Annotated in this window: 20 protein-coding genes and 8 pseudogenes; 13 read left to right on the top strand and 15 right to left on the bottom strand. The window is 60.8% G+C overall.

Features of this window, described 5'->3' with window-relative positions:
- Positions 1 to 781 precede the first annotated feature (781 nt).
- Together ACFFNA_RS35490 and ACFFNA_RS35485 are read right to left on the bottom strand one after the other, a co-directional pair.
- Positions 782 to 1,029 (bottom strand): annotated as a pseudogene (locus tag ACFFNA_RS35490) (HPP family protein); the annotation flags it as partial.
- Between the two features lie 563 nt (positions 1,030 to 1,592).
- Entirely contained in the window at positions 1,593 to 2,054 is a 462-nt protein-coding gene (locus tag ACFFNA_RS35485) for a cold-shock protein (RefSeq protein ID WP_378924563.1), read from the bottom strand.
- A 426-nt stretch (positions 2,055 to 2,480) separates the two neighbouring features.
- On the opposite strand from ACFFNA_RS35485, the gene ACFFNA_RS35480 reads away from it, so the two are divergent.
- The 3 genes from ACFFNA_RS35480 (at position 2,481) to ACFFNA_RS35470 (ending at position 6,432) form a co-directional block, all read left to right on the top strand.
- Positions 2,481 to 3,158 carry a hypothetical protein gene (locus ACFFNA_RS35480; protein ID WP_378924561.1) on the top strand — a complete coding sequence of 226 codons (678 nt, stop codon included), beginning with the start codon at positions 2,481 to 2,483 and terminating at the stop codon, positions 3,156 to 3,158.
- The gene (locus ACFFNA_RS35475) at positions 3,151 to 3,837 is read left to right on the top strand and encodes an RES family NAD+ phosphorylase (protein ID WP_120017788.1); all 687 of its coding nucleotides are present in this window, start codon (positions 3,151 to 3,153) and stop codon (positions 3,835 to 3,837) included. Before ACFFNA_RS35480 ends, ACFFNA_RS35475 begins: the two co-directional genes overlap by 8 nt.
- Before the next feature lie 144 nt (positions 3,838 to 3,981).
- Entirely contained in the window at positions 3,982 to 6,432 is a 2,451-nt protein-coding gene (locus ACFFNA_RS35470) for a TOTE conflict system archaeo-eukaryotic primase domain-containing protein (protein WP_378924558.1), read from the top strand.
- Positions 6,433 to 6,516: 84 nt separating this feature from the next.
- On the opposite strand, the gene ACFFNA_RS35465 is transcribed toward ACFFNA_RS35470, so the two are convergent.
- From ACFFNA_RS35465 to ACFFNA_RS35455, 3 genes are read right to left on the bottom strand one after another with little or no spacing between them, the layout of a single operon-like run.
- Entirely contained in the window at positions 6,517 to 8,316 is a 1,800-nt protein-coding gene (locus ACFFNA_RS35465; protein WP_378924556.1) for an SWIM zinc finger family protein, read from the bottom strand.
- Positions 8,313 to 9,008 carry an SMC-Scp complex subunit ScpB gene (scpB, locus tag ACFFNA_RS35460; RefSeq protein WP_120017790.1) on the bottom strand — a complete coding sequence of 232 codons (696 nt, stop codon included), beginning with the start codon at positions 9,006 to 9,008 and terminating at the stop codon, positions 8,313 to 8,315. Before scpB ends, ACFFNA_RS35465 begins: the two co-directional genes overlap by 4 nt.
- Positions 9,009 to 9,011: 3 nt before the next feature.
- Positions 9,012 to 10,010 (bottom strand): DUF1403 family protein, encoded by a 999-nt coding sequence (locus tag ACFFNA_RS35455; protein WP_378924567.1) that lies wholly within the window; start codon positions 10,008 to 10,010, stop codon positions 9,012 to 9,014.
- Between the two features lie 508 nt (positions 10,011 to 10,518).
- Between ACFFNA_RS35455 and ACFFNA_RS41320 the strand changes: the two are divergent.
- Together ACFFNA_RS41320 and ACFFNA_RS35450 are read left to right on the top strand one after the other, a co-directional pair.
- A pseudogene (locus ACFFNA_RS41320) lies at positions 10,519 to 10,708 on the top strand (integrase); the annotation flags it as partial.
- Between the two features lie 111 nt (positions 10,709 to 10,819).
- The gene (locus ACFFNA_RS35450; RefSeq protein ID WP_378924553.1) at positions 10,820 to 11,182 is read left to right on the top strand and encodes a hypothetical protein; all 363 of its coding nucleotides are present in this window, start codon (positions 10,820 to 10,822) and stop codon (positions 11,180 to 11,182) included.
- A gap of 377 nt (positions 11,183 to 11,559) precedes the next feature.
- Here the strand turns inward: ACFFNA_RS35450 and repC are convergent, their stop codons facing one another.
- The 4 genes and pseudogenes from repC to ACFFNA_RS35430 form a co-directional block, all read right to left on the bottom strand.
- The gene (repC, locus tag ACFFNA_RS35445; protein ID WP_378924551.1) at positions 11,560 to 12,759 is read right to left on the bottom strand and encodes a plasmid replication protein RepC; all 1,200 of its coding nucleotides are present in this window, start codon (positions 12,757 to 12,759) and stop codon (positions 11,560 to 11,562) included.
- A gap of 159 nt (positions 12,760 to 12,918) precedes the next feature.
- Positions 12,919 to 13,920, bottom strand: coding sequence for a plasmid partitioning protein RepB (gene repB / locus ACFFNA_RS35440; RefSeq protein WP_378924549.1), 1,002 nt, complete (start codon positions 13,918 to 13,920; stop codon positions 12,919 to 12,921).
- Positions 13,921 to 13,986: 66 nt separating this feature from the next.
- Positions 13,987 to 15,192, bottom strand: a complete 1,206-nt coding sequence (repA, locus tag ACFFNA_RS35435; RefSeq protein WP_378924547.1) for a plasmid partitioning protein RepA — start codon at positions 15,190 to 15,192, stop codon at positions 13,987 to 13,989.
- A gap of 394 nt (positions 15,193 to 15,586) precedes the next feature.
- A pseudogene (locus ACFFNA_RS35430) lies at positions 15,587 to 16,176 on the bottom strand (ISAs1 family transposase); the annotation flags it as partial.
- 637 nt (positions 16,177 to 16,813) lie between these two features.
- Here ACFFNA_RS35430 and ACFFNA_RS35425 point away from each other — a divergent pair.
- Positions 16,814 to 17,152: a type II toxin-antitoxin system RelE/ParE family toxin gene (locus ACFFNA_RS35425; protein WP_378924545.1), complete on the top strand. Its 339-nt coding sequence runs from the start codon at positions 16,814 to 16,816 to the stop codon at positions 17,150 to 17,152.
- Complete coding sequence (relB, locus tag ACFFNA_RS35420; protein ID WP_378924543.1) at positions 17,149 to 17,499, top strand: type II toxin-antitoxin system RelB family anti-toxin transcriptional regulator; 351 nt, start codon at positions 17,149 to 17,151, stop codon at positions 17,497 to 17,499. The genes ACFFNA_RS35425 and relB overlap by 4 nt, the downstream gene beginning before the upstream one ends.
- Before the next feature lie 130 nt (positions 17,500 to 17,629).
- On the opposite strand, the gene ACFFNA_RS35415 is transcribed toward relB, so the two are convergent.
- The 5 genes and pseudogenes from ACFFNA_RS35415 to ACFFNA_RS35395 all read right to left on the bottom strand — a co-directional run bounded on the left by ACFFNA_RS35415 (position 17,630) and on the right by ACFFNA_RS35395 (position 21,606).
- Positions 17,630 to 18,103 carry a hypothetical protein gene (locus tag ACFFNA_RS35415; RefSeq protein ID WP_378924541.1) on the bottom strand — a complete coding sequence of 158 codons (474 nt, stop codon included), beginning with the start codon at positions 18,101 to 18,103 and terminating at the stop codon, positions 17,630 to 17,632.
- Positions 18,104 to 18,501: 398 nt separating this feature from the next.
- A pseudogene (locus ACFFNA_RS35410) lies at positions 18,502 to 18,928 on the bottom strand (type II toxin-antitoxin system VapC family toxin).
- A pseudogene (locus tag ACFFNA_RS35405) lies at positions 18,925 to 19,222 on the bottom strand (type II toxin-antitoxin system prevent-host-death family antitoxin). The pseudogenes ACFFNA_RS35410 and ACFFNA_RS35405 overlap by 4 nt, the downstream one beginning before the upstream one ends.
- A gap of 70 nt (positions 19,223 to 19,292) precedes the next feature.
- Positions 19,293 to 20,116: pseudogene (locus ACFFNA_RS35400) on the bottom strand (tyrosine-type recombinase/integrase); the annotation flags it as partial.
- Between the two features lie 386 nt (positions 20,117 to 20,502).
- Positions 20,503 to 21,606, bottom strand: a complete 1,104-nt coding sequence (locus ACFFNA_RS35395; RefSeq protein ID WP_425374565.1) for an ATP-binding protein — start codon at positions 21,604 to 21,606, stop codon at positions 20,503 to 20,505.
- 423 nt (positions 21,607 to 22,029) lie between these two features.
- Here ACFFNA_RS35395 and ACFFNA_RS35390 point away from each other — a divergent pair, with 423 nt between their 5' ends.
- The 4 genes and pseudogenes from ACFFNA_RS35390 to ACFFNA_RS35375 all read left to right on the top strand — a co-directional run bounded on the left by ACFFNA_RS35390 (position 22,030) and on the right by ACFFNA_RS35375 (position 24,234).
- Positions 22,030 to 22,308: a type II toxin-antitoxin system TacA family antitoxin gene (locus tag ACFFNA_RS35390; RefSeq protein ID WP_378924538.1), complete on the top strand. Its 279-nt coding sequence runs from the start codon at positions 22,030 to 22,032 to the stop codon at positions 22,306 to 22,308.
- Complete coding sequence (locus tag ACFFNA_RS35385) at positions 22,305 to 22,844, top strand: GNAT family N-acetyltransferase (RefSeq protein WP_378924536.1); 540 nt, start codon at positions 22,305 to 22,307, stop codon at positions 22,842 to 22,844. The genes ACFFNA_RS35390 and ACFFNA_RS35385 overlap by 4 nt, the downstream gene beginning before the upstream one ends.
- Positions 22,845 to 23,598: 754 nt before the next feature.
- Positions 23,599 to 23,832: an AbrB/MazE/SpoVT family DNA-binding domain-containing protein gene (locus tag ACFFNA_RS35380; protein ID WP_378924534.1), complete on the top strand. Its 234-nt coding sequence runs from the start codon at positions 23,599 to 23,601 to the stop codon at positions 23,830 to 23,832.
- A pseudogene (locus ACFFNA_RS35375) lies at positions 23,829 to 24,234 on the top strand (type II toxin-antitoxin system VapC family toxin). The gene ACFFNA_RS35380 and the pseudogene ACFFNA_RS35375 overlap by 4 nt, the downstream one beginning before the upstream one ends.
- A 36-nt stretch (positions 24,235 to 24,270) precedes the next feature.
- Here ACFFNA_RS35375 and ACFFNA_RS35370 read toward each other — a convergent pair.
- A pseudogene (locus ACFFNA_RS35370) lies at positions 24,271 to 25,148 on the bottom strand (site-specific integrase); the annotation flags it as partial.
- Positions 25,149 to 25,283: 135 nt separating this feature from the next.
- On the opposite strand from ACFFNA_RS35370, the gene ACFFNA_RS35365 reads away from it, so the two are divergent.
- Entirely contained in the window at positions 25,284 to 25,673 is a 390-nt protein-coding gene (locus ACFFNA_RS35365) for an MbcA/ParS/Xre antitoxin family protein (protein WP_120017836.1), read from the top strand.
- Positions 25,670 to 25,780 (top strand): RES domain-containing protein (locus tag ACFFNA_RS35360; RefSeq protein WP_378924565.1); only part of this gene is annotated, 111 nt, incomplete at its 3' end. The genes ACFFNA_RS35365 and ACFFNA_RS35360, both read left to right, overlap by 4 nt.

Genomic DNA, 25,780 nt, shown 5'->3' with positions numbered 1-25,780 from the left:
ACCGCACGGGTCCGGACTTCGGGAGAGAACTTGTTGGTCGTCTTGCTTGTCATGGCTCCACCTTCTCAGGAATTGGAGCCTCCGAGCAACCCGGTGCGGTTCAGGATTGTCCTGAAACTGGATATAGAGGGAAAGCGGATCCACCGAGCGGTTTCCTCCCAAGGGAACGGGATCATAGGACCAGCTCTCAACCTCGAAGCCGCTTTCCCCAGCCGTGTCAGTTTCCGGAAACGTCACGCTGCCCCAAGACCTCGAGGCGACGGCAAACACGGGCACTATCGGCGGGCCGAGATCCGATAGCATCGATTGGGCGCTCTCTCCGGCTAAGGGGAGATCAGGGTGCCCGAGGGATGGCGGGAAGGCCTTGGTTGTGTTGGGGCGGGGGTCAAATACCTCGTCCAACTCGGAGAAAGCCCGGCTTCTGAGGCCGGGCTTTCTCGTCCATTACCGTGGTTTGCAAGACCAAGGCCATCGCCCTGGTTGACATGACAGCGACCTTGGAAATCAGCCTGCCTGACGTAAGCGTAGACCGTATCCAGGCACCTGTGAAGACACGAGCGGCCTCGGCTGTCGCCAGGCGCGAATACCTCGCCCAGATCGAGATAGACTTCTCCGCCCGAAACGCGCGGAACTTGATCTTGAAGGCCGAAAACCACCCGGGAAAACCTGCTGAGCCCACTCAGGTATACAACTTTGCCTCTGCCAGGTACACAACTTTGGGTGTGGAATATCTTCCTAAAAAATCAGACAATGATTTCAATAGGTTCCAGAGGGGTCAGGATACAACTTTGAGTGCCCGACCAAAAATGATCGACCATGGCTGCGCCAGCGGGCTGGCCGGCACCGCGAACAGGAGCACCGCCGAGGCTCCCATCGGCGCCACCAGCAGCGGCACGTGCGGGCCGTTGCCGAGCAAGGCCGCCGATCACGCCGGTCAGCGCAATGCCGATCGTCGCGCCGATACAGGCCGATGATGCGCTCGCGCAGCATCGCGCCGGCAAGGATGGGGACAAAAAGGCGGAAGGCCATGGAATGGCTGAAAACCTCAGACTTGATGCGAAACTCGTCATTGCGGCGTGATCGCCCGCAATGACGCCAGACTGTTGAATTGGGAAGCCAACCCGATCCGAAAACCAGCCGCTTCGAGAAATAGTATTTCGCGATGCAGGCGAACGGTTTGGGGCGGTTCGGGTCGGCCGAATCGGTCTATAGATTTAGAGCTTACGCGGGTTTTCGGAATCGGTTGGCAAGGAACCCGCTTCATGCGGCGGCGACCGCGGCGAGGCCGCACGCCAGATTGGCCTTGTGAAGGGCCTAGTGCCCTGGGGGCAGATGGAACCATCGGGCTTGTTGCCAGGCAGGCTTGTCGTCACCTTCGCATTTGCGATACGAAATTGTGCATTGCAATATCGGCGGCCCGTCGGTATCGTCTTGCTGTCGGCCATCTACTCCTCCCAGATGGATGCCGATACTGAATGCGGTGCACCTCCTCCCGCGCCGTATTCGAAAATAGAGCCCGCTGCCACCTCCTCCCGGCAGCGGGCTTTTCTTTTGTACGAAGGTAGTTTCGGACATGGCCGATCTATCGGCGCCTAGAGGAGGCGAATGCTCCGAACCTCCAGGCCCTTCTTGCCCTGCCCGTATTGGAAAGACACTTTCTGCCCTTCCAGCAGCACGCTGAGCCCTGAGCGGGTCAGTGCGGTAGCGTGAACGAAGACGTCCTTTTCACCGTTCTCGGGAGCAATGAAGCCGAAGCCCTTTTCGGGATTAAACCACTTGACCGTGCCTCCGCTCTCCAGCTGCGCACTGCTCGCGGCAATGGACTCTCCCGCCAAGCGCTCATCTGCCGGAGTTTTCGGAATCTGCTCGCCGATATCGAGGACTTTGACGACCTGGCGACCTCGTGGACCTTCTTGCGCTGTGACCTTGAGATGCGTCCCCTCGGAAACATCGCGGCTGCCGGCAGCTTCCAACACCCGGATGTGGAGATACGCCTCGGTGCCGGTGGACAGCTTGACGAAGCCAAAACCCTTGCTGGCGTTGAACCAGATCACCTCGGCGTCGACAGCGCCTGGAGTTACGGCTGGCGAGTGCTGAAAGTAGCTGGCTCGGAAGTCCGCTCCGAAAAGGAAACCGGGTCATCGTCATAGCGACGCCGTGGCTGGCGGTAATCTTTATATTTGCTCATCATCGTCTCGACTGGCATGGAGAGCTGCGCTCCCGTCAGAGTAATCTCCATCGTACGATGCGTTTGTGTCAAATGGACATGTGGGCGCATATCTTGCTTCTTTAGGCGACGTTACTGGGCACGGGGCGCCGTGCGAACGGGGGCAAGGCGAAAGCTGCCGGAGCGTACAATTGATGGCTGGCGAGCTAATCGACGGTCGCCTGCGGCTAAAAAGTTTCCAGCACCACTTGATGAGATTGGTTATCTTTCTATATATGTAACCACCCTCACCACACAGACGGAGCGGGATATCATGGCACGTACCAATGACACCCTGGAACTTTCGGGATTTGGCGCGCTCACCGGAACACCGAAGCAGGTTGGCGACCAACTTGATCGGCTGACTGCGGAGCAGGTCATAGCGCTAACGTTCGAGCACGGGAGTGAACCTGCCATCCGCGCGCTCGCGGACACGGTCGTCAGCATCGCGCCTCTCGTTCGTACCATCCTCATGAGGCGCCAACGCGAAGCCATTGGTTCAATAATCGAGGCTCTGGTTCCTCAGGTACCGCCCCCGCAGCATATGCTTGTGGAGGCGCGGATGACGGCCGAGGCGAGAAGGGCAGTGCTGGAAAGCGGTGATTGGCTGACGGCTTCCCAGATCGCCAATATGGCTGGGTTCAGCACCAGCAATCCAAGTGCGCAGCCAAACAAGTGGAAGAAAGAAGGCCAGATCTTTGCGGTTCGGCATCGGGGTGTAGACTATTTCCCCGGCTATGCTCTGGATTCCGCCGGATATCGGCCCATCAAGGCGCTCGCCAAGGTTCTGAGCGTATTTTCCGGGAAAAAGGATGATTGGGGGCTCGCCTATTGGTTTGCATCGGTCAATAGCTCCCTTGGGGGTAAGCGTCCGCACGATATGCTCATAGCGCAACCCGAGCGCGTTCTTGCGGCCGCCGAGGACGAGTTGGTAGGCGCACTCCATGGCTAAACCAAAGATTGGACGGGGATCCCGGACAAGTCCAGTTCCCGTTCCATCGAACAATTTGCAGGATATCATCACCCGAACGATATGGCCGGTGGGCCAAGTTATCCATCGTATTCATCTGAACCTCTATGCCGGCGCGGAATTTAATCCAGGCCTGAAAGGCAATGCCCGGTTCAGCCCGATCAAAAACGCAAATGGGGCCAGTATCCCGACTCTGTACGGCGGAACGACCTTTGACTGTGCGGCGATGGAAACGGTTTTCCACGATGTGCCATTCGCGCCTGGCCTGAAGACCTACGACAAGGTGAAACTGGCCGATCAAGTCTATTCGAAGGTGACGCCTCAGGGCGATTTCGTCCTGGCTGACCTGAGCGTCACTGCGCTAAGGAAACTCGGTATCAAGCGCAGCCAGATCATCGACACCGAGAAGGACGGCTATTCAGCAACACGCCCCTGGGCTGAAGCCATTCACACACAATGCCCAGACATCCAGGGACTTTACTGGGTTTCTCGGCAGGACGATCGGGCTCTGGCCGTGATGCTGTTTGGCGATCGAATTCCGGCAAACATGTTGGTGCATTCCGGCGCGTCGCTCGATTTGACCGGGAACTCTGACGTCTATTCCGCATTGCTCGAACTCGCCGATCGTATCGGCGTAAAGATCGTAGGCGTCAGGTTCTGATGGCGGAAACAGGAGATCGGGGCAATTTGGGGGCGGCAACCTCCCCAGCCGCGCCTTCCGGCGACCGTCTGATCGGAGTGTGCCGCTATCAACGCGCCTCGCCCACGGCGATTCTGACCTCGGAATGATGGGGATTGTCCAGGCTTGTCGGATTGGGATCTTGAACGAGACGCCGAGATTGAGCGGATCCGCGCCCGCCTGAAGTCGATGGCCGCGGAGCAGCGATCCCTTGAGGCGAGACTCGTCGAACTTGAGCAACTGAGTACGCCGCCACTCTCGCATGGTGAGGCCGCATCTGTCGCCAAGACCGCACCGGTGACCAATGCGGCGGCGGCGGCGGAGAAAATTGGTCTGTTCCGGCGCCTGTTCGCCGGCAGAGCGGATGTATATCCCGTTCGCTGGGAAAACAGGAAAGCAGGGCGATCGGGCTACGCGCCCGCTTGCGCCAATGAATGGGTGAAGGGTATCTGCGGCAAGCCGAAGGTTAAATGTGGCGTCTGTCCCCACCAGGCCTTCATTCCGGTTTCCGACGAAATGATCGAGCGCCATCTGCGCGGCGGCACCGCGTCGCGACCCAGCGCCGAAGACTTCGTCGCCGGCGTCTACCCGATGCTGCCCGACGAAACCTGCTGGTTCCTGGCGGCCGATTTCGATGGGGAAAGCTGGTCGGTGGATGCGACCGCTCTGATGGAGACGTGCGAAGCCAGGGGCATTTCCGCTGCCTTCGAGCGGTCGCGCTCCGGCGACGGCGGACATCTTTGGCTCTTCTTCTCGGAGCCCATCCCGGTGCGCGCCGCGCGCCAGCTCGGTTCCCTGCTCGTGACCGAAACCATGGAGCGCCGCCCGGAGATCGGCTTTGCCTCCTACGACCGCTTCTTTCCCAGCCAGGACACAATGCCGATTGGCGGATTCGGAAACCTCATCGCCCTACCGTTGCAGCGGCGGGCGCGGGAACGCGGCAACAGCGTCTTCGTCGACCGGGATTTGCGACCTTACGACGACCAGTGGGCCTTTCTGTCGGTATTGCCGCGTCTGTCCGCCGATGCGGTGAGCCGCTTGGTGGACGAGGCAGAGACGGTGGGGCGCGTGCTTGGCGTGCGCATGCCGGTCGAGGATGAATCGGCGGACGAGCCCTGGCGCGTGACGCCTTCCCGGCGAGTTCCAGTCAGGATCGATGAACCGTTGCCGGGCCGGATCAAGATCGTGCTCGCTGATCAGATCTATGTGGAGCGTACCGGATTACCTTCCACCATGGTGGCCCTGATCATTCGGCTGGCCGCATTCCAGAATCCGGAGTTCTACCGTGCCCAGGCGATGCGCCTGCCGACCTTCAATAAGCCCCGGATCATCTCCTGCGCCGAGCTCCATCCCAGTCATGTCAGCCTGCCGCGTGGCTGTCTCGACGACGTGACCAGGCTGATCCGGGATCATGGTGGTGATGTCGAGGTTGTGGACCGCCGGGAAGCGGGATCTGCGCTTTCCGAAGGCACGCGGTTCCTAGGCGCGTTGCGCGGCAGGCAGATCGAAGCCAGGGAGGCGCTGGCGGCGCACGACTTCGGCGTGCTGGCGGCCGCCACCGCGTTCGGCAAAACGGTCGTCGCCGCAGCACTGATTGCCGAGCGTGCCCGCAACACGCTGGTGCTGGTGCACCGTCGCGAACTGCTCACTCAGTGGGTCGAGCGTCTCAAAACCTTCCTCGCAATCGACCCTCGGCAAATCGGCATTGTCGGCGGTGGGCGCCGCAAGCCAACCGGCATGATCGACGTCGCGCTTATCCAGAGCCTGGTGCGGCGCGGCGAGGTTTCAGACCTGGTCGCCGACTACGGCCATCTCGTCGTCGACGAGTGTCATCATCTCTCCGCAACCAGCTTCGAACTGGTGGCGCGGCGCGCCAAGGCGAAATACGTCCTCGGCCTGTCGGCGACAGTCGCCCGCAAGGACGGACACCATCCCATCATCTTCATGCAATGCGGGGCCGTCCGGTATCGGGCGAGCGCACGCGATCAGACGATCGCAAGCGGGTTGAGCCATCGCGTCCTGGAAAGGCCGACCCGATTCCAGCTTCCTCCATCGCTCGCGGGCGCTGATCGCCCCTCGATGCCAGCGATCTACGCCGCGCTCGCTGCGGACGATGGTCGCAACGACCTGATCTTCGACGACGGTCTCGGAGCGCTCGAGGCGAAGCGGTCACCGGTCGTATTGACCGAACGCCGGGATCATCTCGAACTGCTTCAGACCAGATTTGCCAAATTCACGAAGAACCTCGCCGTGCTGCGCGGCGGCATGTCGGCGGCCGAACGCAAGGCGGCCGAGATCGCCCTTCGGGCACCGGACGATGAGGAACGCCTTATTCTGGCGACGGGGCGCTATCTCGGCGAAGGGTTCGACGACCGGCGCCTCGACACGTTGTTCCTGACCATGCCGATCGCGTGGAAGGGAACGCTCGCCCAGTATGTCGGACGGCTCCATCGCGAACACCGGGACAAGTCCGAAATTCTTGTTTACGACTATGTCGACGCAACGGTGCCGGTGCTCGCGCGCATGGCCGCGAAGCGGCGGGCGGGATACCGGGCGCTTGGATACCGTCTGGAATAGGGATGGGGGCGGTTGCGACCGGTCGATCCCGAAGCGATCGCGATCTGGTCCCTCGTCGCGAACAACGCAGCTGCATCGAAGCGCCTATGCGCGCGGCCGCAGCGCCTCGAGCAAGGGCCGCAGCTTGTGCTTGCGGCGATGCTTTTCGATCAGCGCATCGATCCTTGTGATCCAGTCCTCGAACCGGCCAGCGGCGTCATGGGCGAGCGCCGCCTTCTCCAGCCATTGCGCCGCCAGTTCATAAAAGCCTGACTGCCCGGCGTCCATGACGTTGGCGGCGATGCGCTCGGCGACATCGATGACCCAGTCGGGATGGCTGGCGTGCGCCGCTTCGACGAGCCGCAGCAGCACGTCGTTCGCTGGATTGCGCAGCGTGTTCTCGACGTCGACGGATCGCACCGCCTCATCGATCATGCCTTCGCCGAGGAAAATCTCGGTCCGGTCGTGGGCGTACGTCGGCGCCGCCAGGCAAGCCAGGAGGTGGGGCCGCAGTTCGGCCCATCCTGGTCCCGCAAGCATCTCGGCCGCTCGAAAATCTTCGAGCGACAGGCTGTGTTCGAAGGCGCTGCCCGCCGCCGTGACTGCAACTGTGTCCCGGCCCAGCGCAGCGGCGCTGTCGCGCAGCCAGCGGGCGAGGCCGACCACTCCGAATAGACGATCGCCTTCCGGTTTCAGGCTCAGTCCCCACCCCGCAAGTTCCAGCGCCGCATCGACTTGCCCCGTCTCTTTCAGGAGGCGCGAAAGCTGGAGGGCCTCTTCGGCGGAGCGGAACCTTTTGCGCGCATAGGCAATCGCATCTGTGCTGCACCCGCGCCGGACCAGCATGGCGGCGTGGTCGCCATGGCGTCCCGCGGCCCTGGCGAGGTTGAGGAATTCGTCCGTCCGCCCGCCGATCTCGAGAACTCGAAGCCGCGCTTGCGTCAGCCGCGCCGTGGTCCAGTCGCCGTGGCCCGAAAGCGGCCAGGAGCGACCCTTTCCCGCAAGAATATCGTCGAGGCCGATCTCGTCCCAGCCTTGTTCGAGCGCGTCGATCGCGACCTGTAGATGGTCGTCGAGGCCGTATTCATCGAGCATGCCCTGCCAGACGTCGAGCCGGACCATCAGGTCGTCCCGTTCCTCCGGGAGAAGGCCGCCCAACAGCACCGCTTCCGCGATCATCTGGCCGAGCACGGGAAAGAACTCGTGCAGGGTCTCGTCCCAGTCGGCCTGTTCGAGCCATGCCGGCACGAGCGCCTCCGTCACCGGCTCGAGAATCCTCAACGCATTGCGTCCGTCCCCGGCTTCGAGAAAGGGCTTTGCCTTGTCGATCAGTGCCGCGAAAGCGTCCTCGTCGACGGCGGCACCATTGTCGCTCCAGCGATCTCGGCGCGAAGTGCGTCCCGACAGCAGCGCCTCGGCCTGCCGTTTGATCGGCTCCGGGTCGACGGCGGTTCGCCGGGGGCTGGCCGAAAGCGGGTCCGGCGCACCGGCGGCAAGCTCGGCCTCGATCCACAACGCGAATGCCGGATCCTCCTCGGCCCGTCTGGTGAGCAGCGCCGCCAGCGCCTCCCGATCGAGGTTCCGGAGAACCCCGTCAAGGGGTGGTCGCTCCACCACCGAGTCTGGCGTGTCGAGATATTTGAGGAGCACGGCCACGACGTGCTTGCAGGCGCCGCCCCAGTCGTAGGGGCAGGAGCAGCGCGTCGCCGCGACTCCACCCTGGTGCAGATCGACCGTCACCTCGTAGGGCGCGAAGTCGCTGCCTTCGACGTGAGCGGTCAGCCGGTCGCCCCGTCGCACCAGCCCGGAAACGGCCCCGCTGCGCACATAGTCGCGGCCGCGCGCGAAGGAATCGGCGGTCGCCAGAGCGCGCACGGCGTCTTTGCCAAAGGCGGGATCCTTCATGGCTGGTCTTGCTCCTCTGCCTCGATCTCGCCGAACAGCCCTGTCGCGCCGGTCAGGTCCGCCAGCAGCTTTTCCTTGTTGAGCAGCCCGGCATCCTCGAGAGCCTCGGTGTCGGGAAGATCGCGAAGCGTGTCAAACCCGAAATGCAGCAGGAACGCTTTCGTGGTGACATAGGTGTAGGGCGCGCCAAGTGTCGGGCTGCGCGGACCGGACGCGATCAGACCAGCCTCGCGCAGATTGCCGATCAGGTCGCGGCTGATCTCCCGGCCGAAGAACGACGACAGCTCGGAGCGCGTGATCGGTTGGAAATATGCCACACACATCAGCACCAACACCTCGGACTGCGTGAGGTCGGTCGCGCGCCCGCTGACACCGACGGCGGCGCGGATGGCGTCGGCATAGGCTGGCCGTGTCAGGTGTTTCCAGCCGCCGGCGACCGCGACCAGGTCATAGGGGCGGCCGCGCAGCTCCTCGCGGATGTCGTCGATGAGGAGGTCGAGGTTGCAACTGGCGCCAACCACTCGCGCGAGCACACTACGTGTGACCGGCTCACTCGCCGCGAAGACGGTTGCTTCGACGCGGTTCATCCATTCCCGCCAGCGCACCTCCGGCGGCAGGTGATCGAGCTCGCGGTCCAACAGATGATCATCTGACCGGCCTTTGCCTCGTCTTGTACGAGAGCCCTCCACCATCCGCTACAGCCCGTAAATGCGGAACGTGGTGCGGCCGGACAGCTCGCGCACCGCGCCAAGATCGACGAGACGGTCGAAAAGGCGGCGCAGGCCGCGATCGCTCATGCCGGCGATCTTCTCCGAGGCGACAATTGCGTCGCCGGACAGCAGTTTTTCGACGACGCGATCCGACGCCCGGGCGCGCAACTTCGGCGCCACCGCGAGCAGCCGATCCGCGCGGCGTCCGAGTTCGGCGGAAAGATCGATGGCGCGCAGCGCGGCGCGCGCGTGCGCGAAAAGCAGTCCTTTGGTCTGGTCGGGTTGGCGCTCCACGCCAGTCGCCAAACTTGTTCCCGGGCGTCGTGCGCGCGCGAGCTTCGCCCCCGGCTCGGCCTCCGTGCCCAACATCGGCACCGCATGGCCCCAGCCAAGCCGTTGCGCCAGCAGCGCATCCGCGAACCATGCTCCCGCGCGCCCAACACCATGCCGTTCCGCGCTGGCGAGCGCCCCACCCAGGATTGCGACCACCCCTTCGGCGCCGGCGAGTTGCCGAAGGTCATCCAAAAGATCGGATACCGTCCCATCGTCGCGTGCGAGACCCAGATCGTCCAGAACCTCGGCGATGCCCGGCTCGCTCAGCAGTTCCTCCGTAGGCCGCGTGGCCAACCGACGCCAGGCCAAAAACATCCGGCCGGCGGGGCCGACGTCATCGCCGGGGCGGGTCAGGAGCACAGCATCGCGCAATGGTACTTCATCCTCGACGCGGCCCGCTTGTCTTGCCGTCACCGCGCCGGCCGCAAGCGCTAGCCGCTGCCGCCAGGCGCCAGCCCATCGTTCTTGCCGGCGCACGACTGCATCGAGCGCGCCGATAGCGGCGCCGGCCATAATCGCGGCATCCTCCAGCGTCTGCGGCTGCCGCGCGGCCCGGCGCAGCCAGGACGGCGTCGGCGTCGCGAGTGCGAGCGGCTCGGCATGGGCAGGTTCGACAACGTGCGGTCGGGACGGTTTCGGGCGTAGAATCATTATCGACAGGATGAACCACGGCGGCGCTTTTGACAATAATTTGAACCAAAACCGCCGTGCTCGTCGACAGGCTTTTATGACCGATAAACACGGCGCCACTGCGCGCTCGGTCGGGACGATCGAACGGCGGCTCTCCGGTTGCCTGGAACTTTACCCGGATGCCGGCCAGCCCATGGACCGCGCTCGCCGGCATCCGCAGGAAAGCATGCAAAGCCGCCCACGGCAGAACGAGGCCGCGCTCGGCGACAGCATCAAGACGACGGTCAACATGCTCGGCCATGATCTGAGGGACTTGCGCGATCGGGCAATCCTGCTCTTGGGGCTTTGCGGGCGGCCTGCGCCGTTCTCGTCGCAGCCTGGATCGGGATGGTTGCTGACCAGACCTGTCTTGTCGCCCACCTTCGAGAGCGGCTTCGGCCGCATCAGGAGAGGCCCCCCTCTTCCGGCAAATCTTCAAGGACAACAAGACCGTCGACGTCGAGCCGCTCTCCCCAAGCATCTCGAGCAAACCGCACTCGCAGCTGGCGTCCGCTCCGATCTCCCGGAAAAGGAACGTGGGCTGCTCTTCTCCGGACACTCGCTGCGCGCCGACCTGGCCTCCTTCGGCCGACATCGAGGAGCGTTACGTCCAGAAACAACTTGGCCACGCCTCAGCCGAGATGACGCGCAAATATCAGCGGCGGCGCGCCCAATCTCGCCAAAGGCGTCGGGGCTCTGACATCACCTTCCCTTTCCTCTCACCAAAAGCCGTAACGTTGCGAAGCAAGGGGTGGCTTTGTTTTCGTAACGCGTTATGCTAAACTAGAAGCATGGATACACCGAAACACCCGCCTGGCCGCCCCCGTCAACCAGATGCGCTAACGCCGGCGGAACGACAGCGCGCCTATCGTGCGCGATTGGCTGCTGCCGGCAGGGCAGTTCGTGTGCAGCGTGTCATCGAAGATGCGTTCGATTCAGAGACACAGCTTATCGTCGAACGCGCCTTCTTCGAGGAGCAGCGGCATACTTTACATAACGCGTTACTCAAAATTGAGCTTCTTGATGAAGACCGCGCCCGGCTCGACAGGCGAAATGCCTATTTGGAAGGCGAGCTAAAGCGGATTGAGCAACGGCACACGATCTCCCTGAAGGAGATCGTCCTCCTCAAGCAATCGCTGGCCACCAAGAAATAGCGCGGTTTGCAGACTGCCGCTCGGCGGTGCGATCGGTTCCGGGCCAACCTCACCAAGGCGTCGCGGCTCTAAACGCCCCTCTCCCGCCCAAGGCCGAATTGGCGCAGTCGTGACGTGCGGATTTTCAGCCTAGCGTTTCAATTGAAATCCGGAAGCAAAACCGACACAAACTGTTCAGTGCCCCATGGCCTGAGCTCTGGCTTTCTCACGGAACCGCCAGACGTGGGATCCCGCTGGCTGAGGCAATGCAACAGCCCCAGCACCGCGCCGTGCAACAGTCCTCGCACGATTACAACGACGCCGAGCAGCAATTGGGGGCACTCGGCGCGGCTGATCGTGTAGCGACCATCGGCAACGTCAAAAATTTCGCGCTCGGATCAACCCGTCATCTTTGCCGTCACCCCGTTCGTTCGCAACGCCGCCATCAACATCGGTCCCACCGAAAACTCCCCTGCCCTCGCCTTTTCGGTCAGCACGCGCAGATATCCGCCGGCCGAGTTGATGTGCTGGGACCGTTGCAGGATGCAGGCGATCACCACGGCAGCCGTCTCCTGGCCCATTGTGTGGCAAGCATCCTCGTAAGCCGACGGCGAGACCCCCAGGTATCCGCGGACCTGGGCCGCGGTGATCATGAAATCGCGCCAGCTGCCAATTCCCTCCACGGCATAGTCGACAATGTCGGGGCACGCTTTCAGCACAAGGCCAAGCGGATAGCCTTTCGGCTTCCCGTCGGGATTTGGCTCTGCCCGCGCCGTGCTTTTCTCTAAAGCAGGTTCAAATTCAAAAATAGAGTCGGTATTTGAATATGATTGCTGCCGCTCGTTTTGAGACTCATTGCCGCTCGGATTCGTGGAATTCATGAAGCTTTCCAGCAGCATGTCCACTTCCTCGTGCAACGCGGCCAGACCGCCCACGATCGGCTCCATCTCGCCCAGGGATGCCCGACGCGGGATCGCCTCCACAACAGCGCGGAAACGCCGCCACAGGCCGCCCCAGTCGCCCGGCATATCTTCCTCCACGGCTGCCTCGATCAGCTTTTGAACATCTCTGCGGTGCAGCGTAATCCGTTGGCGCATTAGTCTCAGGGCCTTGTTGTCGGCGCGGACGCGCTCGGCAGCCGCCTCGAACTCATCAGCACGGGCCAGTAGCGGGGCGAGAGAGAAGCCGAACGCCTCCTCAATGTCCCCTCCCCTCCCCTTGCGCGCATAGCGCTTGCCGTTCGGACTGTCGCGTCGGATGACCAGGCCGCAGTCCACAAGGGCTGCCAGGTGCCGCCTGAGCGTAGCATCAGGCATCCCATGGGCTCGCAGCGACAGCTGTGCATTGGAGGGGAACACGATCAGGCCGTTCTCCTCGCTCAACTCGCTGTCCGGATAAAACGACAGCAACGCGTTCAGAACGGCCAGAGCGCGATCGCCGACCCCGACAATGCTCCTGCCCTCGCAAAGGTTGCGGTAGACATGCCATTTCTCGACGGCCTTGCCGTCGGGGATTTCCTTCGAGTCATTCTGTGCCGCCAACATGGCAAGCGACATCGGCCGCCGCCCGAAGGGCGTCGTTGCAATACCCGTCTCCATTTTTCCTTCGCCTTTCAATCAGGCAAAAGAAACCTGCTCGCCGAATCGACGCCTAAGACTCTTGACAGTGATTCGCGGAAATGCGATTCTCGACCTTGCTACAGAATACGAGAAGGGCTTCCGCGACGGTGACGTTCGGGGGCCTTTTTCTTTTGCGGTTCAGTCTCCTGTTTTGACGCTCTCGGACTCCCTGAAAGCGCGGTACAGGCTTTCCAGGTTTTCCGAAATAAATTCTCCGAAACGACGAGCGTCCTTTGATTTAAGCGCAAGATTGAACGCGTTTCCGGTACTCTTGATGGTCGCGGTAACAGATTTGTCCTCCGGTGCCCACGTTCGTCCATTCTTTGGCTCAATAGCTTTCTTCACCGACCTTTTCGGCCTCGCGCCATTAAGAAACTTAAAGAGAAGGTGGAAGCGGTCATCGGATTCTGCCGCTGCAAAATCTTCGCTGAAGACAAAGCCGTTCACGACCGCAGTGTTTTTTGGATTCTCTATCAGCTTGCGTAGCTCAAGCCAGCGGTCACGGCCAATGCCTTTGGCTGGTCCGACTGCATCGATGACGGCTTCCGGAATTGCTTTCGGAATCGTCAGCATCTTCGAAAGCGTCTGATAGTCTACGGACAGGGCCGATTGGATGATGTCTCGAGGATAGCCCAGATCCGATAGACGCTGAGCAAACAGCACGCGCTCGATAAAGGTCAGGTTGGCTCGTGCGGAATTTTCCTGCCCCTGGGCGATGATGTGATCGATGTCGGCGAGCGCCTTCACGACCGCACGTACGGGCCTTCCCAACTCCTTGGCAACCTTGACGCGGCGATGCCCAAAAACGATCTGGTACCGGCCACCCGCGTCCGGATGAGGTCGGACGAGAACCGGAGTGTCTTGGCCCCTTTCCTTGATCGCGAACAAAAGCTCCTGATAACTCTCATCGTCGGAGCTCATACGATCGGATACAAACGAACCCTCGATCAGATCGGGATCGATTTCAACGACTGTTTCGCCCTCGACGAGCTTAGACGCTTGCCTGGCCAACTCGTCGATCGATGAAGAAATGGACTTGGCGGCTCCGAATTTGCGCAATCCCGAGGTCGGCTCATCGCCTTCGATCTCGACGGCTGCGTCCGTCCGCATTAGGTTATCGAAGATATTCTTCCTTGCCATTTCCACATTCCAGAATTGAGATAATCGTCTGATATTACGCCAACAATGCCCTCTTTAGACGGCCGTCTACTTTGTGCGTCCCCATGCTTCGTGGATCAGATCCCTGATTTCCGTATTGACAGCTTCGAGGGATTCCATCGCGCGTTCGTATGTAGTCCGCGTCATGCCCGACTTCTCGACTTCATAGAGTGTCTGCTTCGTCAGCCCAGCGTCCGAAATTGCCGTTGATTTGAGCATTTCATTTTTCAACATCTGCTTTGCGAGCATCGATTGCATGAAACCGACCATCTGGGCCTGCGGGATGTCCGTCGGCTCGTACCGAGTAACTAGATATCTAAACCAGTCGAGATCGACCTCCCCACCCGCGTGCCGAATCGTCTTGAGGATATCGCCAAGCATCAAAAGGAACTGGGACATCGACATGAGGTCGAGCATCTGTGGATGCACGGTGATGAGCACTGAGGTCGCAGCGGACAACGCCGTCAGCGTCAGGTAGCCGAGTTGCGGTGGACAATCGATCACGACTACATCGTACTTTTCATCAACTTCCTTGAGCGCCGTCTCGATGCGATTCCAGAAGGTTTTTCCAGCGATTGAATTCTTATCCTGCATCGCCAGTGGCGTGTCATACTCGTATTCTTGGAGTTCAAGCGACGCTGGAATGATATGAAGGTCGGGGAAGTTTGTCGGCATGATCACATCCGTGATCGGCTTTCTTCCATCGTCGTACCGTATCGACTCGTAAATCGACGGCTCTTTGTCGAGTTCGGGTTGATGACCGTACAATGCGGAAAGTGATGCCTGCGGGTCCAGGTCGATCGCGAGGACGCGGTGCCCTGTAAGTGCCAAGTGCTGCGCCAAATGTGCCGCTGTTGTCGTTTTACCACTGCCTCCCTTGAAGTTGACGACAGCGATAACCTGTAGCTTCTCATCTCCCCGACGGTGAGGAACATATTTCTTCACGTCAGCCCGGCCATTACGGTCGAGCCAACGGCGCAACTCCACAATCTGTTCAGCGGAATACGTGCGGCGGCCGCCAGAGTGAATAGTCGGCTCAACCGCCTTGCCTTCGAGATGGAGCTTTTTCAGGTTGCTGGTTGAAACTCCAAGGAAGTAAGCTGCCTCCGCAAGTGAGAACTGGCGGAGAGTCTTGGTCGCATTCGGTGGGAAGGTTTCCAGACGAAGCTGGTTCAACTTCCTAGAAATCTCCCGTCCCTGCGCCAATATCGCATCATCGAACAGTGCCTTAGCGTGGGGTGGGGATATGTTCATCCGTCTCAACCTCAAATAACGGCAATTGACTTCGTTTTGCCGAATTGCCGTCATTATGTCCGATTCGTTCGTTCCGGCAAGAAGTTTTAGGTTAACGAAAAGTTAACAGGGAGCTGTTTGATCCAGTATCGCCTCGTGCGAATTCGGCGCCCAAGACTCTCAGATGGCCGCCCTTCGGCGAATCCCGGAATATCCTTGCTACCGTCGCTCCCTCCGCCCATCGGATTTTCTCCTTTCCCATTGAACCTATTGTGGAAATTCGACAATAGTCGGCCGACTAAGCATATATAACCTTCCATGCCGAAAGACGCCTCGGCGAGCACACCGGACCGGGAATCGAAAAACTGCACCACATCGACGCCAGCCTCGATCTGGCAGGGGCTCCGAATCCAGGTTAACGAATAAGTTCTCCCAGGATTGATGCGAGATAGTCGAGGTTCCAGCCAGCCACTTTTCGCCTGCGCTTAAGGGAGTGCTTGTCGGGCAAGGCTCAGACGAGGTTGATGGCAAAGTGGCGGACGATGGCGATGTTTGTGCACGCCATGGCCCTTTTCTGAGGCGGGATTGATCGTCGTTAAAGGCGACGTCGAACGTCCAGTGCAGGGCGTTCTCGACCAGCCAGCGGCCGCGCACGGCTTGAGCGGCTCGCTCGGCCATGAGATGGGCTGAAGAGATGAAGCATCTGGTGTCGTGTCGGCAGCGATCCTTGAGTTCGGTGCGGGCTCGGACGCGGATGATGGTCTTAGTGTTGGGCAGGCGCAGTTCGCCGGGAAAGCGCCTCACGCCGGAAAGCCAGCCGGTCTCGCGGGAGACGGTAACGGCGCGCTCCTCGATACGGCCATGGGCTTTGTCGAAGTCGACGGCACTGTCGAGGCAGGCGGCGGGAGCATCGTCGAAGTAGCGCTCAATCTCGGCGCGCAGCGTCGGTTGGTGGCCCGTGACCGCGAGCAGGTAGTCGGCGCCGACATAGCGGATTGAGGCAGCTCGTACCCGAGAGTTGGGTTCAGGATATCATCCAACCTCTTTCGGATATTGGGGGAGGAAGAGGTTACGGCTACGCGCCCGCGCACCGGCCACCGGTGTCGCTGGCGGGGCGATCCGCGCGGCCCGAGCCGGTCGCTCATTCGTCGCCTGCGAGACCGTCGAAGGCGTCGAGCAGTGCATCGACGATCGCCTGGCCCAGCGCCTTTGCAGTCTACCAATTTGGGGGCTTCGTTTCCGGGGCGGGGGGCGGTGGCCAGGTCAGAACCCAGATCGGTCAGGACCGCAAGGCCCGCTCGATCGCCCATTGTGCAAAATCGTCCCGGCTGTCGATGATCCTGGTATCCATGAACGCGCGCTCCGGCGTTTACGATTTCTTTGGCCGATTCCGGCTATGTCAGGGTGCGCGATAGGTACTGCGTTCGCGCCACTTCATCGTTCAATCCTCGCGTCTCACGCCTCACAGAGCAAGCCGTTCCGCTTCGCACGGTCGCGGAGGTTCTTGACGGAAGAGGAGCCCGTTTCGTCCCGCTACGCGGTGTCCGTTCATGATCGGAAGAGAGCCCAGTGTTGGGGCGGTCCACCATTGACTTCCGATGAGTAGCCCCCCAGATATAGCCCGTTGGGTTATAGGAATGGTATGCAGACTGTCGCCGAGACCTCATTGTTCATCAAGCACGCGGCTGAGTTATTCAGCGAGGATGAACGAAAGGAGCTGATCGACTTTTTGGCCGCCAATCCGCAGGTCGGTGACGAGATCCCTGGCACTGGCGGCGTACGAAAGATGCGTTTCGCCGCCAAAGGCAAGGGCAAGCGTGGCGGCGCACGGGTCATCTACTACTGGTACAGTGCTGACGCGCCGATCTATGCACTCTTGGCGTACGGCAAGAACGAAAAGGTTGATCTGAAGCCCGATGAAGCCAAGGCGGTTGCTGCATTCGCCAAAGCGATCAAAGCAGCGAACAGGAGCAGGACATGAGCGAGATGACGAAATTCGGCGCCGACCTGATCCAGGCCATGTCGGAAGCTTTAGCGCACGCGCAAGGCAAGGATGTCCCTGGCATCGAGGTACACAGCGTAGATGTCGGGGCAGTCGACCCAAAGGCCATTCGCAAGAAGCTCGACCTTACCCAAGACGAGATGGCAACCGTGCTCGGAACGAGCCCTTCCGGCTACAAGAAGTGGGAGCAGGGGAAGAGGCAGCCGAGCGGGGCTGCACGCACCTTGCTTCGCGTCATGGACAAGGAGCCCGAGGCCGTGCTGCGCGCCTTGTCGTCCAAGGACGAGGTTTCCGACAACAAGCAGACGTCTGCCGCTACGCACTGAGCGGGGCAGGGGACTTTTGTCGCATTGCATCTTAATTGCAAGAATGCGGTTGTTTCCGTCATGTTGGGCAGTTAATTGCGAGAATGGCGTAGCTCGGCTTCTCGCTTGGCAAGCACCCCTCATGCCCACTTTAATGGATCCTCTGCCCCGTAAAGCGATCTCGTCCGTGCCAAAACTCGCAAACTGGACACCATTCGCCTTCGTAATCGATTCCTTCCTCGTGAGGGCACCCAATAATGCCCTCGGTCATCGTGACTGACCGCACCTGATGCTTCTCGATAAATTCAAGTATCTCGCGGGCAATGCCGGGGTCGGCGCGGACGTCGCCATGATCTACTTTCCAGTCGTGCAACTCTTCGACCTCTTCATTCGCGGATGGCACGATGCCAACTGCGACCTTTGTCGCTTGGCGCAGGTTCGGACCATAGAAGGCGATAGTCGCAATTGGCCATCCCCGGTGTCCCTTCCGAGCTTTCTTTTTCAGGCGCTTGAGAAATCGACCTTCCAACATGTTGCACTCTCCACGACCGCTGCGTTCATGATCGGTCTTGCCGATCTGCGGGGATATTGGGAAGTTTTGTTTTCGCGAAAACCACTTGGTCATTCACTTCCGCTAGGCGATGGCCCCGCGTCTTGGCAGAATGGTCAAGATAGGCGAGTGAAGGCCGCAGAATTCTTCGTTGAAGCAGCAGAACCGGCCATAGGATTTTACCTCATAGCGGACCCTGATTTTCTTCATAATGCGGAGGAGGCTGAATGATTTCACGCTGACGCTCATAAGCTTTGCGTACATCATACGCTAAGCCGAGAAACATTCCCTCCTTGTCACGAACGAGCGGCGCGTTCTTGACGTCATGCACAACCTCATGCAGCCAGCGCAGAGAGGGATAGTATAGTCTGAGATCAGCAAGAGGCCGGCGTGATTTTGCAGCAGGCGATACGAAAGCAAACCACCCTCCCCTTTGCGAGTCAGCCCGCGAACGATCTATGGTTCAGGGCGATTCACGAAATCCACGGATCAAAGAGAGCGATACCAAAACCCTCGAAATCCTTGGTGTTGCGCGTCGCCAGAAGTAAGGAGGTTCTTCGCAACCGCCGTCGCGGCGATCAGGCCGTCCATCGACGAGAGCCCACGACCGCGGCGCTTCGCCAGCCCCATCAGGTCGCCCCAGGCCATGGCAACGGGTTCGTCTACGGAGAAAAGCCTCTGCTCGAAGCGCATCGGCAAGTCCCGAGCCAGCCAGTCGGCGAGGGCTTCTCGTTTCCATCCCTCGTCCATGAGAACTACGCCACGCCGAATCTCGGCGATCGACACGACACTGATGAACGAGCGATCCTCATCGAGCCCATCCAGCCACTCCAAAACGCGCGCAGAAGGAGACGGCCTTGTCACCTCAGATAGCACGTTGGTGTCGAGCAGGAGCCTCACAACGGCAGGTCACGCGATTCGTCGCGTAGCCGTTCGAGGTCCAGATCGGCACCGCGCAAGGGCGAATCCAGCAGGAACTCCGCAAGCGTGCCCTTGCGTGCGGTCTTGCGCTGCCATTCCTCAGCTGAAACGACAACGACGCTTGGTTTTCCGTTGCGCGTGATCGTTTGTGGCGACGACTGCGCGCGCTCAATCACCTCCGACAGTCGAGCCTTAGCCCGAGCAACGGTCCCAGCTGGGATCCTCTTGGGGTGCAGATAGCACGTTGCCCTCTATAACCACGATGACTATCATGACTATATAGTCCGCGCCATGCGCTAGAGCAACAGGGCAGGACAGGGCGCTTCTGCAGCGTTACAGTCTGGCTCGACTTAGTGAGATTGACACGGAGCCGATCGCGCCGGCGTCGGTATTTGCGCGTCATCTCTACGGATGCGTGGCCGGGCTGCTTCTGCACATGCACCATCGACCTCGGCCACGGACGCAAGGCCGGCGCGCAGGGAAATCCCCCGATAGATTGCCATGCACGCCGGCGGCCAAAGCCGTGTGGCCCACACGATTAAGCACTTCCTAGGCTGACATCCGGCAAAGCTTCGCAATGGTCGCGGCCGACATCGAGGCCGACGATTTCGGAGCGCCGCAGGCCGCCCGCGAAGCCCAGGAGCAGCATGGCGCGGTCGCGCAAGCCCCGCAGCGTGCCGCGGTCAAGGGTCTCCAGCATGGCGATCAGATCGTCGCGCAGCACGGCTCCCTTCTGCCGGGGAGGGGAGGCGTGTTTGTTGCGGATCCCGGCCAGCACGGTGGCGATCCTTGCGATCGAGCGGTTGGCCGCGTTGCGTATAGTTCCAGGTCAAGGAGGACAGGCGGCGCTCGATCGTCGACACCGACTTTTTGCCTGCTCCTGGCGCCGAGGCCTGCGCCGTGATGTAAAGCCCGACGATCTGCGGGTCCGCAGGCAGCGGCTCAAAAGACTGGCGACGGCACCAGGCGCAAAAATGCTTCCAGTCCGATGCATAGGCGCGACGTGTGTTGGCTGAGCTCGCCGCTTCGACATAATCGCGGGCGCGGTCCGCCAGGCGCTCGAGATGCCCAGGCAACCGTTCTTGTCCCTTTGCTCGAACCGGCAGGGGAGGGGGCTCCCTCTTCGCCACCGCGCAGTTTATGCGGCGTCGGATGGCCCATCTCCATCACGAGATCGACAATGTCCGGCAAATCATCGGTATCGGCCGGATCGGTGTGCTTCATCAAATGGCGGGCATTGCCCATCAAAATCTCGTCTGTGGTAATGTCATGGCGGCGCGATTCTCTGCATCCTAGCCTGAGACTAACGGACTGATTTGTCCACCGCAGGATGGCCGGTAGGATCGGGATACCGAACTCACCCATGTCTTTGTTCGGCTCGACTCAGCCCAGTCCTGGAAGGTGGTTGAGGCGAGGACAAGTGCATTTTCGGTGACCGATATCGATGGCAGCATTGCTTAACGAACGGGCGCCAGGATGGGGGTTAGACGTGCGCATCCGGTTGAGGCGGTAGTAGTTTCGTGGGGAGGAAAGCGAAGAATTCACCGCCTCCGTCAGGCAAGATCCACCACAGCCTTTGCGAGAGCGCCTAGGCTCTTCACCTCCACGCCATCCTTGAGAGGGAAGCTTTCGGCACCGGGATATACGACGAGGCGACGCGCCGGATTGACGTCCTCGCAAGCCAGGTGAAAGCCCTTTTCAACCTTCGGCGCCAGACTGCGCTTGATCTCGATCGCCCAGGGACGTTTGCCGGGCGCAGCCAGAAGGAGGTCGATTTCGGCGCCGGCGGCGGTCCGATAGAAACTGGCCACTGTACGCGCAGGCGCTAAGGAGAGAAGATTTTCGATGACGTAGCTCTCCCAGCTGGCCCCGACAACGGGGTGCCCGGAAAGGCCATTGAGATCTTCGATGCCCAACAGCGCGTGCACGATGCCGCTGTCGCGCACATAGACTTTTGGCGACTTTACAAGTCTCTTGCCGGTATTGGCGTGATATGGAGGAAGCCTTCGCACCAGGAGAAGATCGACGAGAAGATCGACGTAGGATGTCACGGTCGGTGCGCTGACGGCCAGGCCGGACGCCAGCCGCGAAGCGTTCAAGAGACCAGCCTGATTGTGGGCGAGCATGGTCCAGAGCCGCTCCAGCGTCTGTGCGGGAATACGTGGTCCGAATTGCGGGACATCGCGTTCGAGGTAGGTTCGAATGAAGCTGCGCCGGAACGCCAGGCTGTCGGCATCGGAGGCTGCCAAAAAGCTGTCCGGAAACCCGCCGCGCAGCCATAGGCGCTCGGTGTCCGTTGCTCCAACTTCCAGGACATCGAGCGGCGTCATCTCGACATATTCGATACGGCCGGCAAGGCTTTCGCCGGATTGGCGGAGCAGGTCCATCGATGCTGAGCCCAGCAGCAGGAACCTGCCGCTGCGGCGTCCCCGGCGGCGGCCCTGATCGATCAAGCCGCGCAGTTCCTGGAACAAGTCCGGCACACGGTGGATCTCGTCGAGAATGACCAGACGATCTTCGTAGGCCTTGAGAAAGAGGACGGGATCCGAGAGCTTGTTTCGATCCTCGCGCGACTCCAAATCGAGGTAAAGCGCACCGGTCTCATCGCCGACTTCCAATGCGAGGGTAGTCTTGCCGACCTGTCTCGGGCCGATCAAAGCGACAGCCGCCTGTCGTCCGAGCGCTTGCCTGACCAACGGTAGGACTCTGCGAGAAATCATCCTTGCAAATTACAAACTTCACTTTGATTTTGCAAGGACCATCCGACGCCCATTTTCCTGCCGCGGACGAAAATAGGGCAGGGGGCATTTCGGCCTTCTCTACCTGCCGTCCCATCTCCATCACCACATCGATGATGTCCGGAAGATCATCCTGGCCTGGGTTGTCGGCGTTGGTCATGATGGGGATTCTAGCGTGATTTGGCCGTCAAAAGCGAGCGGCAACGGCCCGTTCGCGCGGCTGGCCATCTGGCTACTGGTTGGAGTATCTGGGAGCTGCTTTGTACGCCTTCAATACATATATATTGACATTCATGACTCCGTTTAGCTACATTGGCAATAGCAGGAGTGAAGGAGATTGTTATGCCCCGGGCTGCGGTTGAAGCGAATGAACGGATGAACCTGCGGGTAGCGGCGCGGCAAAAGGCGACACTGATGCGGGCGGCAGCGCTTGCGCATACGGATTTGACGGAATTCGTCACCCGCGCGGCCTTGCGCGAGGCCGAAGCGGTGATCGAGGGCGCCGAAAAAATTGAGGTCTCTGAGCGGGATTTCCTGCGCATCCTGGAGATCATGGACAACCCGCCTGCGCCGAACGAAAAACTGCGCGCTGCGATCGCCGCGTTGCCGCGTGACCGATGAGCCTTCCGGCATGGCATGAGGAGTCGATCTCGAAAGAACATGATCGGACTGGCTTCGATTGCGGCGAGGCGGACATGAATACGTTTTTGGCCCGGTACGCACGCCAGAGCCACGAACAGAACGCCGCCAAGACCTATTGCGCGATCGAAACGGCGCGGCCCGGGCGCATCCTTGGCTTCTACTCGATCGCGCCCTCGGCTGTCGACCATGCGGCCGTGCCGGCGCGAATGACCAGGGGATTGGCGCGTCATGACGTCCCGGGCTTTCTCCTGGCGCGTATCGCCACAGACAGGTCGGTCGCGGGGCAGGGGTTGGGTGGTCAGCTGTTGGCTGCCGCCGCCAGGCGTTGCTTGCGGCTGGTGACGGAGGGCGGCGGCATCCTTCTGATCATAGACGCCAAGAACGAGCGCGCCGCCGATTGGTACGCCTCCTTCGGGGCCGAGCGCCTGCAGGGCCAGCCCCAAGGCCAGCCTTTGCGGCTGGTGATTCATCTGTCGACGTTCGCGGCGGATTTACGGGCCGCGGGTCATCTTTGAACGCACTGCCGTTTGTACAATATCGACGGCTGCGATCAACCGAGCAGTTGCAGGCGTGTTTTATCGAGCCGCATAAATGGACGTGGAGCGGCTTTCTGGGGTGCGAACGCCGCGAGCCGGCGAAAGAGCACCAGATCGCGTCCTATGCCATCCATGGCCGAAAGCGCACAAAGTGAGCCGGTTTCGGACTGGCCTCGCCCTGCAGGGAGGTTTCCGGGGCTTCGAGGCTGGTTGGGGCGCACTCTCCGGCGGCCTGCATCGGCACGTGAATCGGAAATCGTGAGACTGCGTGACAAAGCCAGACGGCCGGAGATCCGCATCAACAGATCTGGAAAATCAGCAACTTAAGGAGAGGCCGATCGGCGCCATGCATGTGGTCTCACGAAAACCGACTCAAAAAGGCATCAAGCCTCACGAATTCCGGTCAGTTGACAAGCATTGCCGGTCGAAAAGCGCGTCCCTGATGTCATAAATCGTCACAAGTTTGCGGCGGACGCCAAGTCATGAAACTGCGGACGCTTCCCCCGACTCGAGGGAAAACGCACATACGTTTCCTATCACGCCAGTCGTGTTAGCTACGGGTCCAGGCCAAGCCTTCCCGCACAGTCGACCAGTTCTTGGCCCAAGAGGCAGACAGCCGCACCGCCTCCGCATTAGCATTAGGGTGCGAGCTGCAATTTCGGCCAGCCAGGGATTGAAAAACGGCGTCCAGGGTAATACCTTCAAAAGCTGTCGCATTACAATTGGTGTGAACATGACCACTACAGTTACAGCCAAGGGACAGGTGACTATCCCGAAGCCGGTCCGCGACTTTCTCGGTATCGTTCCAGGCAGCAAGGTCGATTTCGTCCGCGCCGCCGACGGTAGCGTGGTGCTTGCACGCGCCGACAAGAAGCAGCCGGCGAGCCGCTTCGCCAAATTGCGTGGCCATGCCGGCAAGGGGCTTGATACCGACGCGATCATGGCGCTGACGCGTGGCGAAGCGTGACGCTCGTCGACACCAACGTTCTGCTCGACTTGGTTACAGATGATCCCAAGTGGGCGGATTGGTCGGTCGCGCAGCTTGAGGCAGCAGGCCCTCAATGGACCTTTACTGATCAACGATGCTGTCTTTGCCGAGCTTGCCGTTCGATATGACCGCATCGAAGACCTCGACGCGTTTGTCGATGAGGCGGGTCTCGAAATCGCTCCGATGCCGCGCGCCGCCCTGTTTCTCGCTGGAAAGGTATTTACGCAGTATCGCAAGTCCGGCGGGTCGCGCACCGGCGTGCTACCCGACTTCTTCATTGGCGCCCATGCTGCCGTTAGCGGTCTGCCGCTGCTGACCCGCGACGTCGGCCGCTACCGCACCTATTTTCCATCATTGAAACTGATCACGCCGAACAGCTGAGCGACCCATCGGGTCAGGCAGGGAGGGGCTTTCGCCCTACAGTCCGCTCGCCTTGGTCAGATTCACCCGGAACCGATCGCGCCGGCGCTGGTACTTGCGTGTCATCACCGTCGAGGCGCGGCCAAGCTGCTTCCTCACATAGTGTTCATCAACTCGGCGGAGGACGCGAGGCCTGCGCGCAGCGGATGGCTAGAAGACCTTTGGCCGCGCTCGGAAAGATCCCGCGCGCACCGGCAGCAAGGCCGCGCGTTTGACCAGCCGCGCCACCTGCTGACCTTTCAGCCGATCGGCTCCCAACACTTTGCCCTGACCGGTGACGCGGCGGGAGGGGCCATGTGCAATACGGGCCAGCCTTCAGCCAAGCCTACAGGGCGACGACCGGGCAGGCGGCGACGGACCAGCACGCCCATGTCTGGAAAGAATTCAATCGAGCGCGGCCGTCCTCGGTTTGATCGCCCGCAACATCAAGGCCGACGATTTCGGGGCGGCGCAGCCACCGGCGAAGCCCAAAAGCAGCATGGCGCGGTCGCGCAGACCACGCAGTGTCACGTGGTCGAGCGTTTCCTGCACGGCGAGAACATCCTCGCGCAGGATGGCTTTCCCTTTGACGGGTCGGGGAGGCTTTTTTGTTACGAATGCCGACGAGCACGGTGGCGATGCCCGGTCGTTCCGGTCGAGCGGTTGACCGCGTTGTGTATAGTTCCAGGTCAGCGACGACACAGGCGGCGCTCGATGGACGACACCGACTTGTTGTCCCTTGCCGATCCCGAGGCCTAGGGCCATGATGCAGACGCCGACGATTTGTGGGTCCGGCGGCTGCGGATCAAACGGCAGCGGGCGCAAAAATGCCTCCAGTCGGCGCCATAGGCGCGACGGGTGTTTGCCGAACGCTCTGCCTCGACACAATCGCGCGCGGTCGGCTCATATCCGCGTGCCTGCTAGGGCTGTGGCAGCAGCTTAAATTGGTTGTCCCTGAGCTTGAAAGCTGTCGAGAAGTGCCATATCTTTTGCACAAGAAATATGACTCTCGATATGGTAGGGTGAATACCGTGGCCCATGCACTCAAGATCCCAGAGCAGAACGGACCTCTCATTTTGTCCTACATGGACCGGAATGGGAAGATTGCGATCGAGCAGGTCGCGGACGGTTTTGGCATGTCCAAAGGCCAGTTAGCCCAGACTGCCGGTCTTGCGCGCGAGACCCTTTACCGGTCAGAGCGTAGCACCACGGTAAAGACCCAGGGGCGTCTGCGGGAAATGCTCGAGATCATCAGCCGCGTAACGGATTGGGCGGGTGGCAAGGAGCAGGCGATGGCTTGGTATCGGGCTCAGCCGCTTCCAGCATTTGGCGGACGCACCGCTGAGGCGCTGGTGAAGGACGGCAAGGCTGCAGCGGTCCGTGATTATCTCGATCACATGGCCGTTGGCGGGTTTGCGTGAGGGTCGTCAGAACCTGCTACCGCGCACACGATCCACGTTGGGCATTCAAGCCGACTTCCGGCGAAGGAGCGGCGAGCCGAGGCGCCCGATTCAATCCCAAAGGCGTG

The organism is Mesorhizobium kowhaii (assembly GCF_042431665.1).
In the GTDB taxonomy this organism is placed as follows: Bacteria; Pseudomonadota; Alphaproteobacteria; order Rhizobiales; family Rhizobiaceae; genus Mesorhizobium; species Mesorhizobium kowhaii.
The sequence above is the reverse complement of the archived record's forward strand: the minus strand, read 5'-3'. Positions and strand labels throughout refer to the sequence as shown.

Excerpts from the sequence above, each read along its gene's own strand:
- ACFFNA_RS35480 (WP_378924561.1), top strand. The coding sequence starts at position 2,481 with ATGGCACGTACCAATGACACCCTGGAACTTTCGGGATTTGGCGCGCTC.
- ACFFNA_RS35475 (WP_120017788.1), top strand. The coding sequence starts at position 3,151 with ATGGCTAAACCAAAGATTGGACGGGGATCCCGGACAAGTCCAGTTCCC.
- ACFFNA_RS35465 (WP_378924556.1), bottom strand. The coding sequence starts at position 8,316 with ATGAAGGATCCCGCCTTTGGCAAAGACGCCGTGCGCGCTCTGGCGACC.
- scpB (WP_120017790.1), bottom strand. The coding sequence starts at position 9,008 with ATGGTGGAGGGCTCTCGTACAAGACGAGGCAAAGGCCGGTCAGATGAT.
- ACFFNA_RS35455 (WP_378924567.1), bottom strand. The coding sequence starts at position 10,010 with ATGATTCTACGCCCGAAACCGTCCCGACCGCACGTTGTCGAACCTGCC.
- ACFFNA_RS35450 (WP_378924553.1), top strand. The coding sequence starts at position 10,820 with ATGGATACACCGAAACACCCGCCTGGCCGCCCCCGTCAACCAGATGCG.
- repC (WP_378924551.1), bottom strand. The coding sequence starts at position 12,759 with ATGGAGACGGGTATTGCAACGACGCCCTTCGGGCGGCGGCCGATGTCG.
- repB (WP_378924549.1), bottom strand. The coding sequence starts at position 13,920 with ATGGCAAGGAAGAATATCTTCGATAACCTAATGCGGACGGACGCAGCC.
- repA (WP_378924547.1), bottom strand. The coding sequence starts at position 15,192 with ATGAACATATCCCCACCCCACGCTAAGGCACTGTTCGATGATGCGATA.
- ACFFNA_RS35425 (WP_378924545.1), top strand. The coding sequence starts at position 16,814 with ATGCAGACTGTCGCCGAGACCTCATTGTTCATCAAGCACGCGGCTGAG.
- relB (WP_378924543.1), top strand. The coding sequence starts at position 17,149 with ATGAGCGAGATGACGAAATTCGGCGCCGACCTGATCCAGGCCATGTCG.
- ACFFNA_RS35415 (WP_378924541.1), bottom strand. The coding sequence starts at position 18,103 with ATGACCAAGTGGTTTTCGCGAAAACAAAACTTCCCAATATCCCCGCAG.
- ACFFNA_RS35390 (WP_378924538.1), top strand. The coding sequence starts at position 22,030 with ATGCCCCGGGCTGCGGTTGAAGCGAATGAACGGATGAACCTGCGGGTA.
- ACFFNA_RS35385 (WP_378924536.1), top strand. The coding sequence starts at position 22,305 with ATGAGCCTTCCGGCATGGCATGAGGAGTCGATCTCGAAAGAACATGAT.
- ACFFNA_RS35380 (WP_378924534.1), top strand. The coding sequence starts at position 23,599 with ATGACCACTACAGTTACAGCCAAGGGACAGGTGACTATCCCGAAGCCG.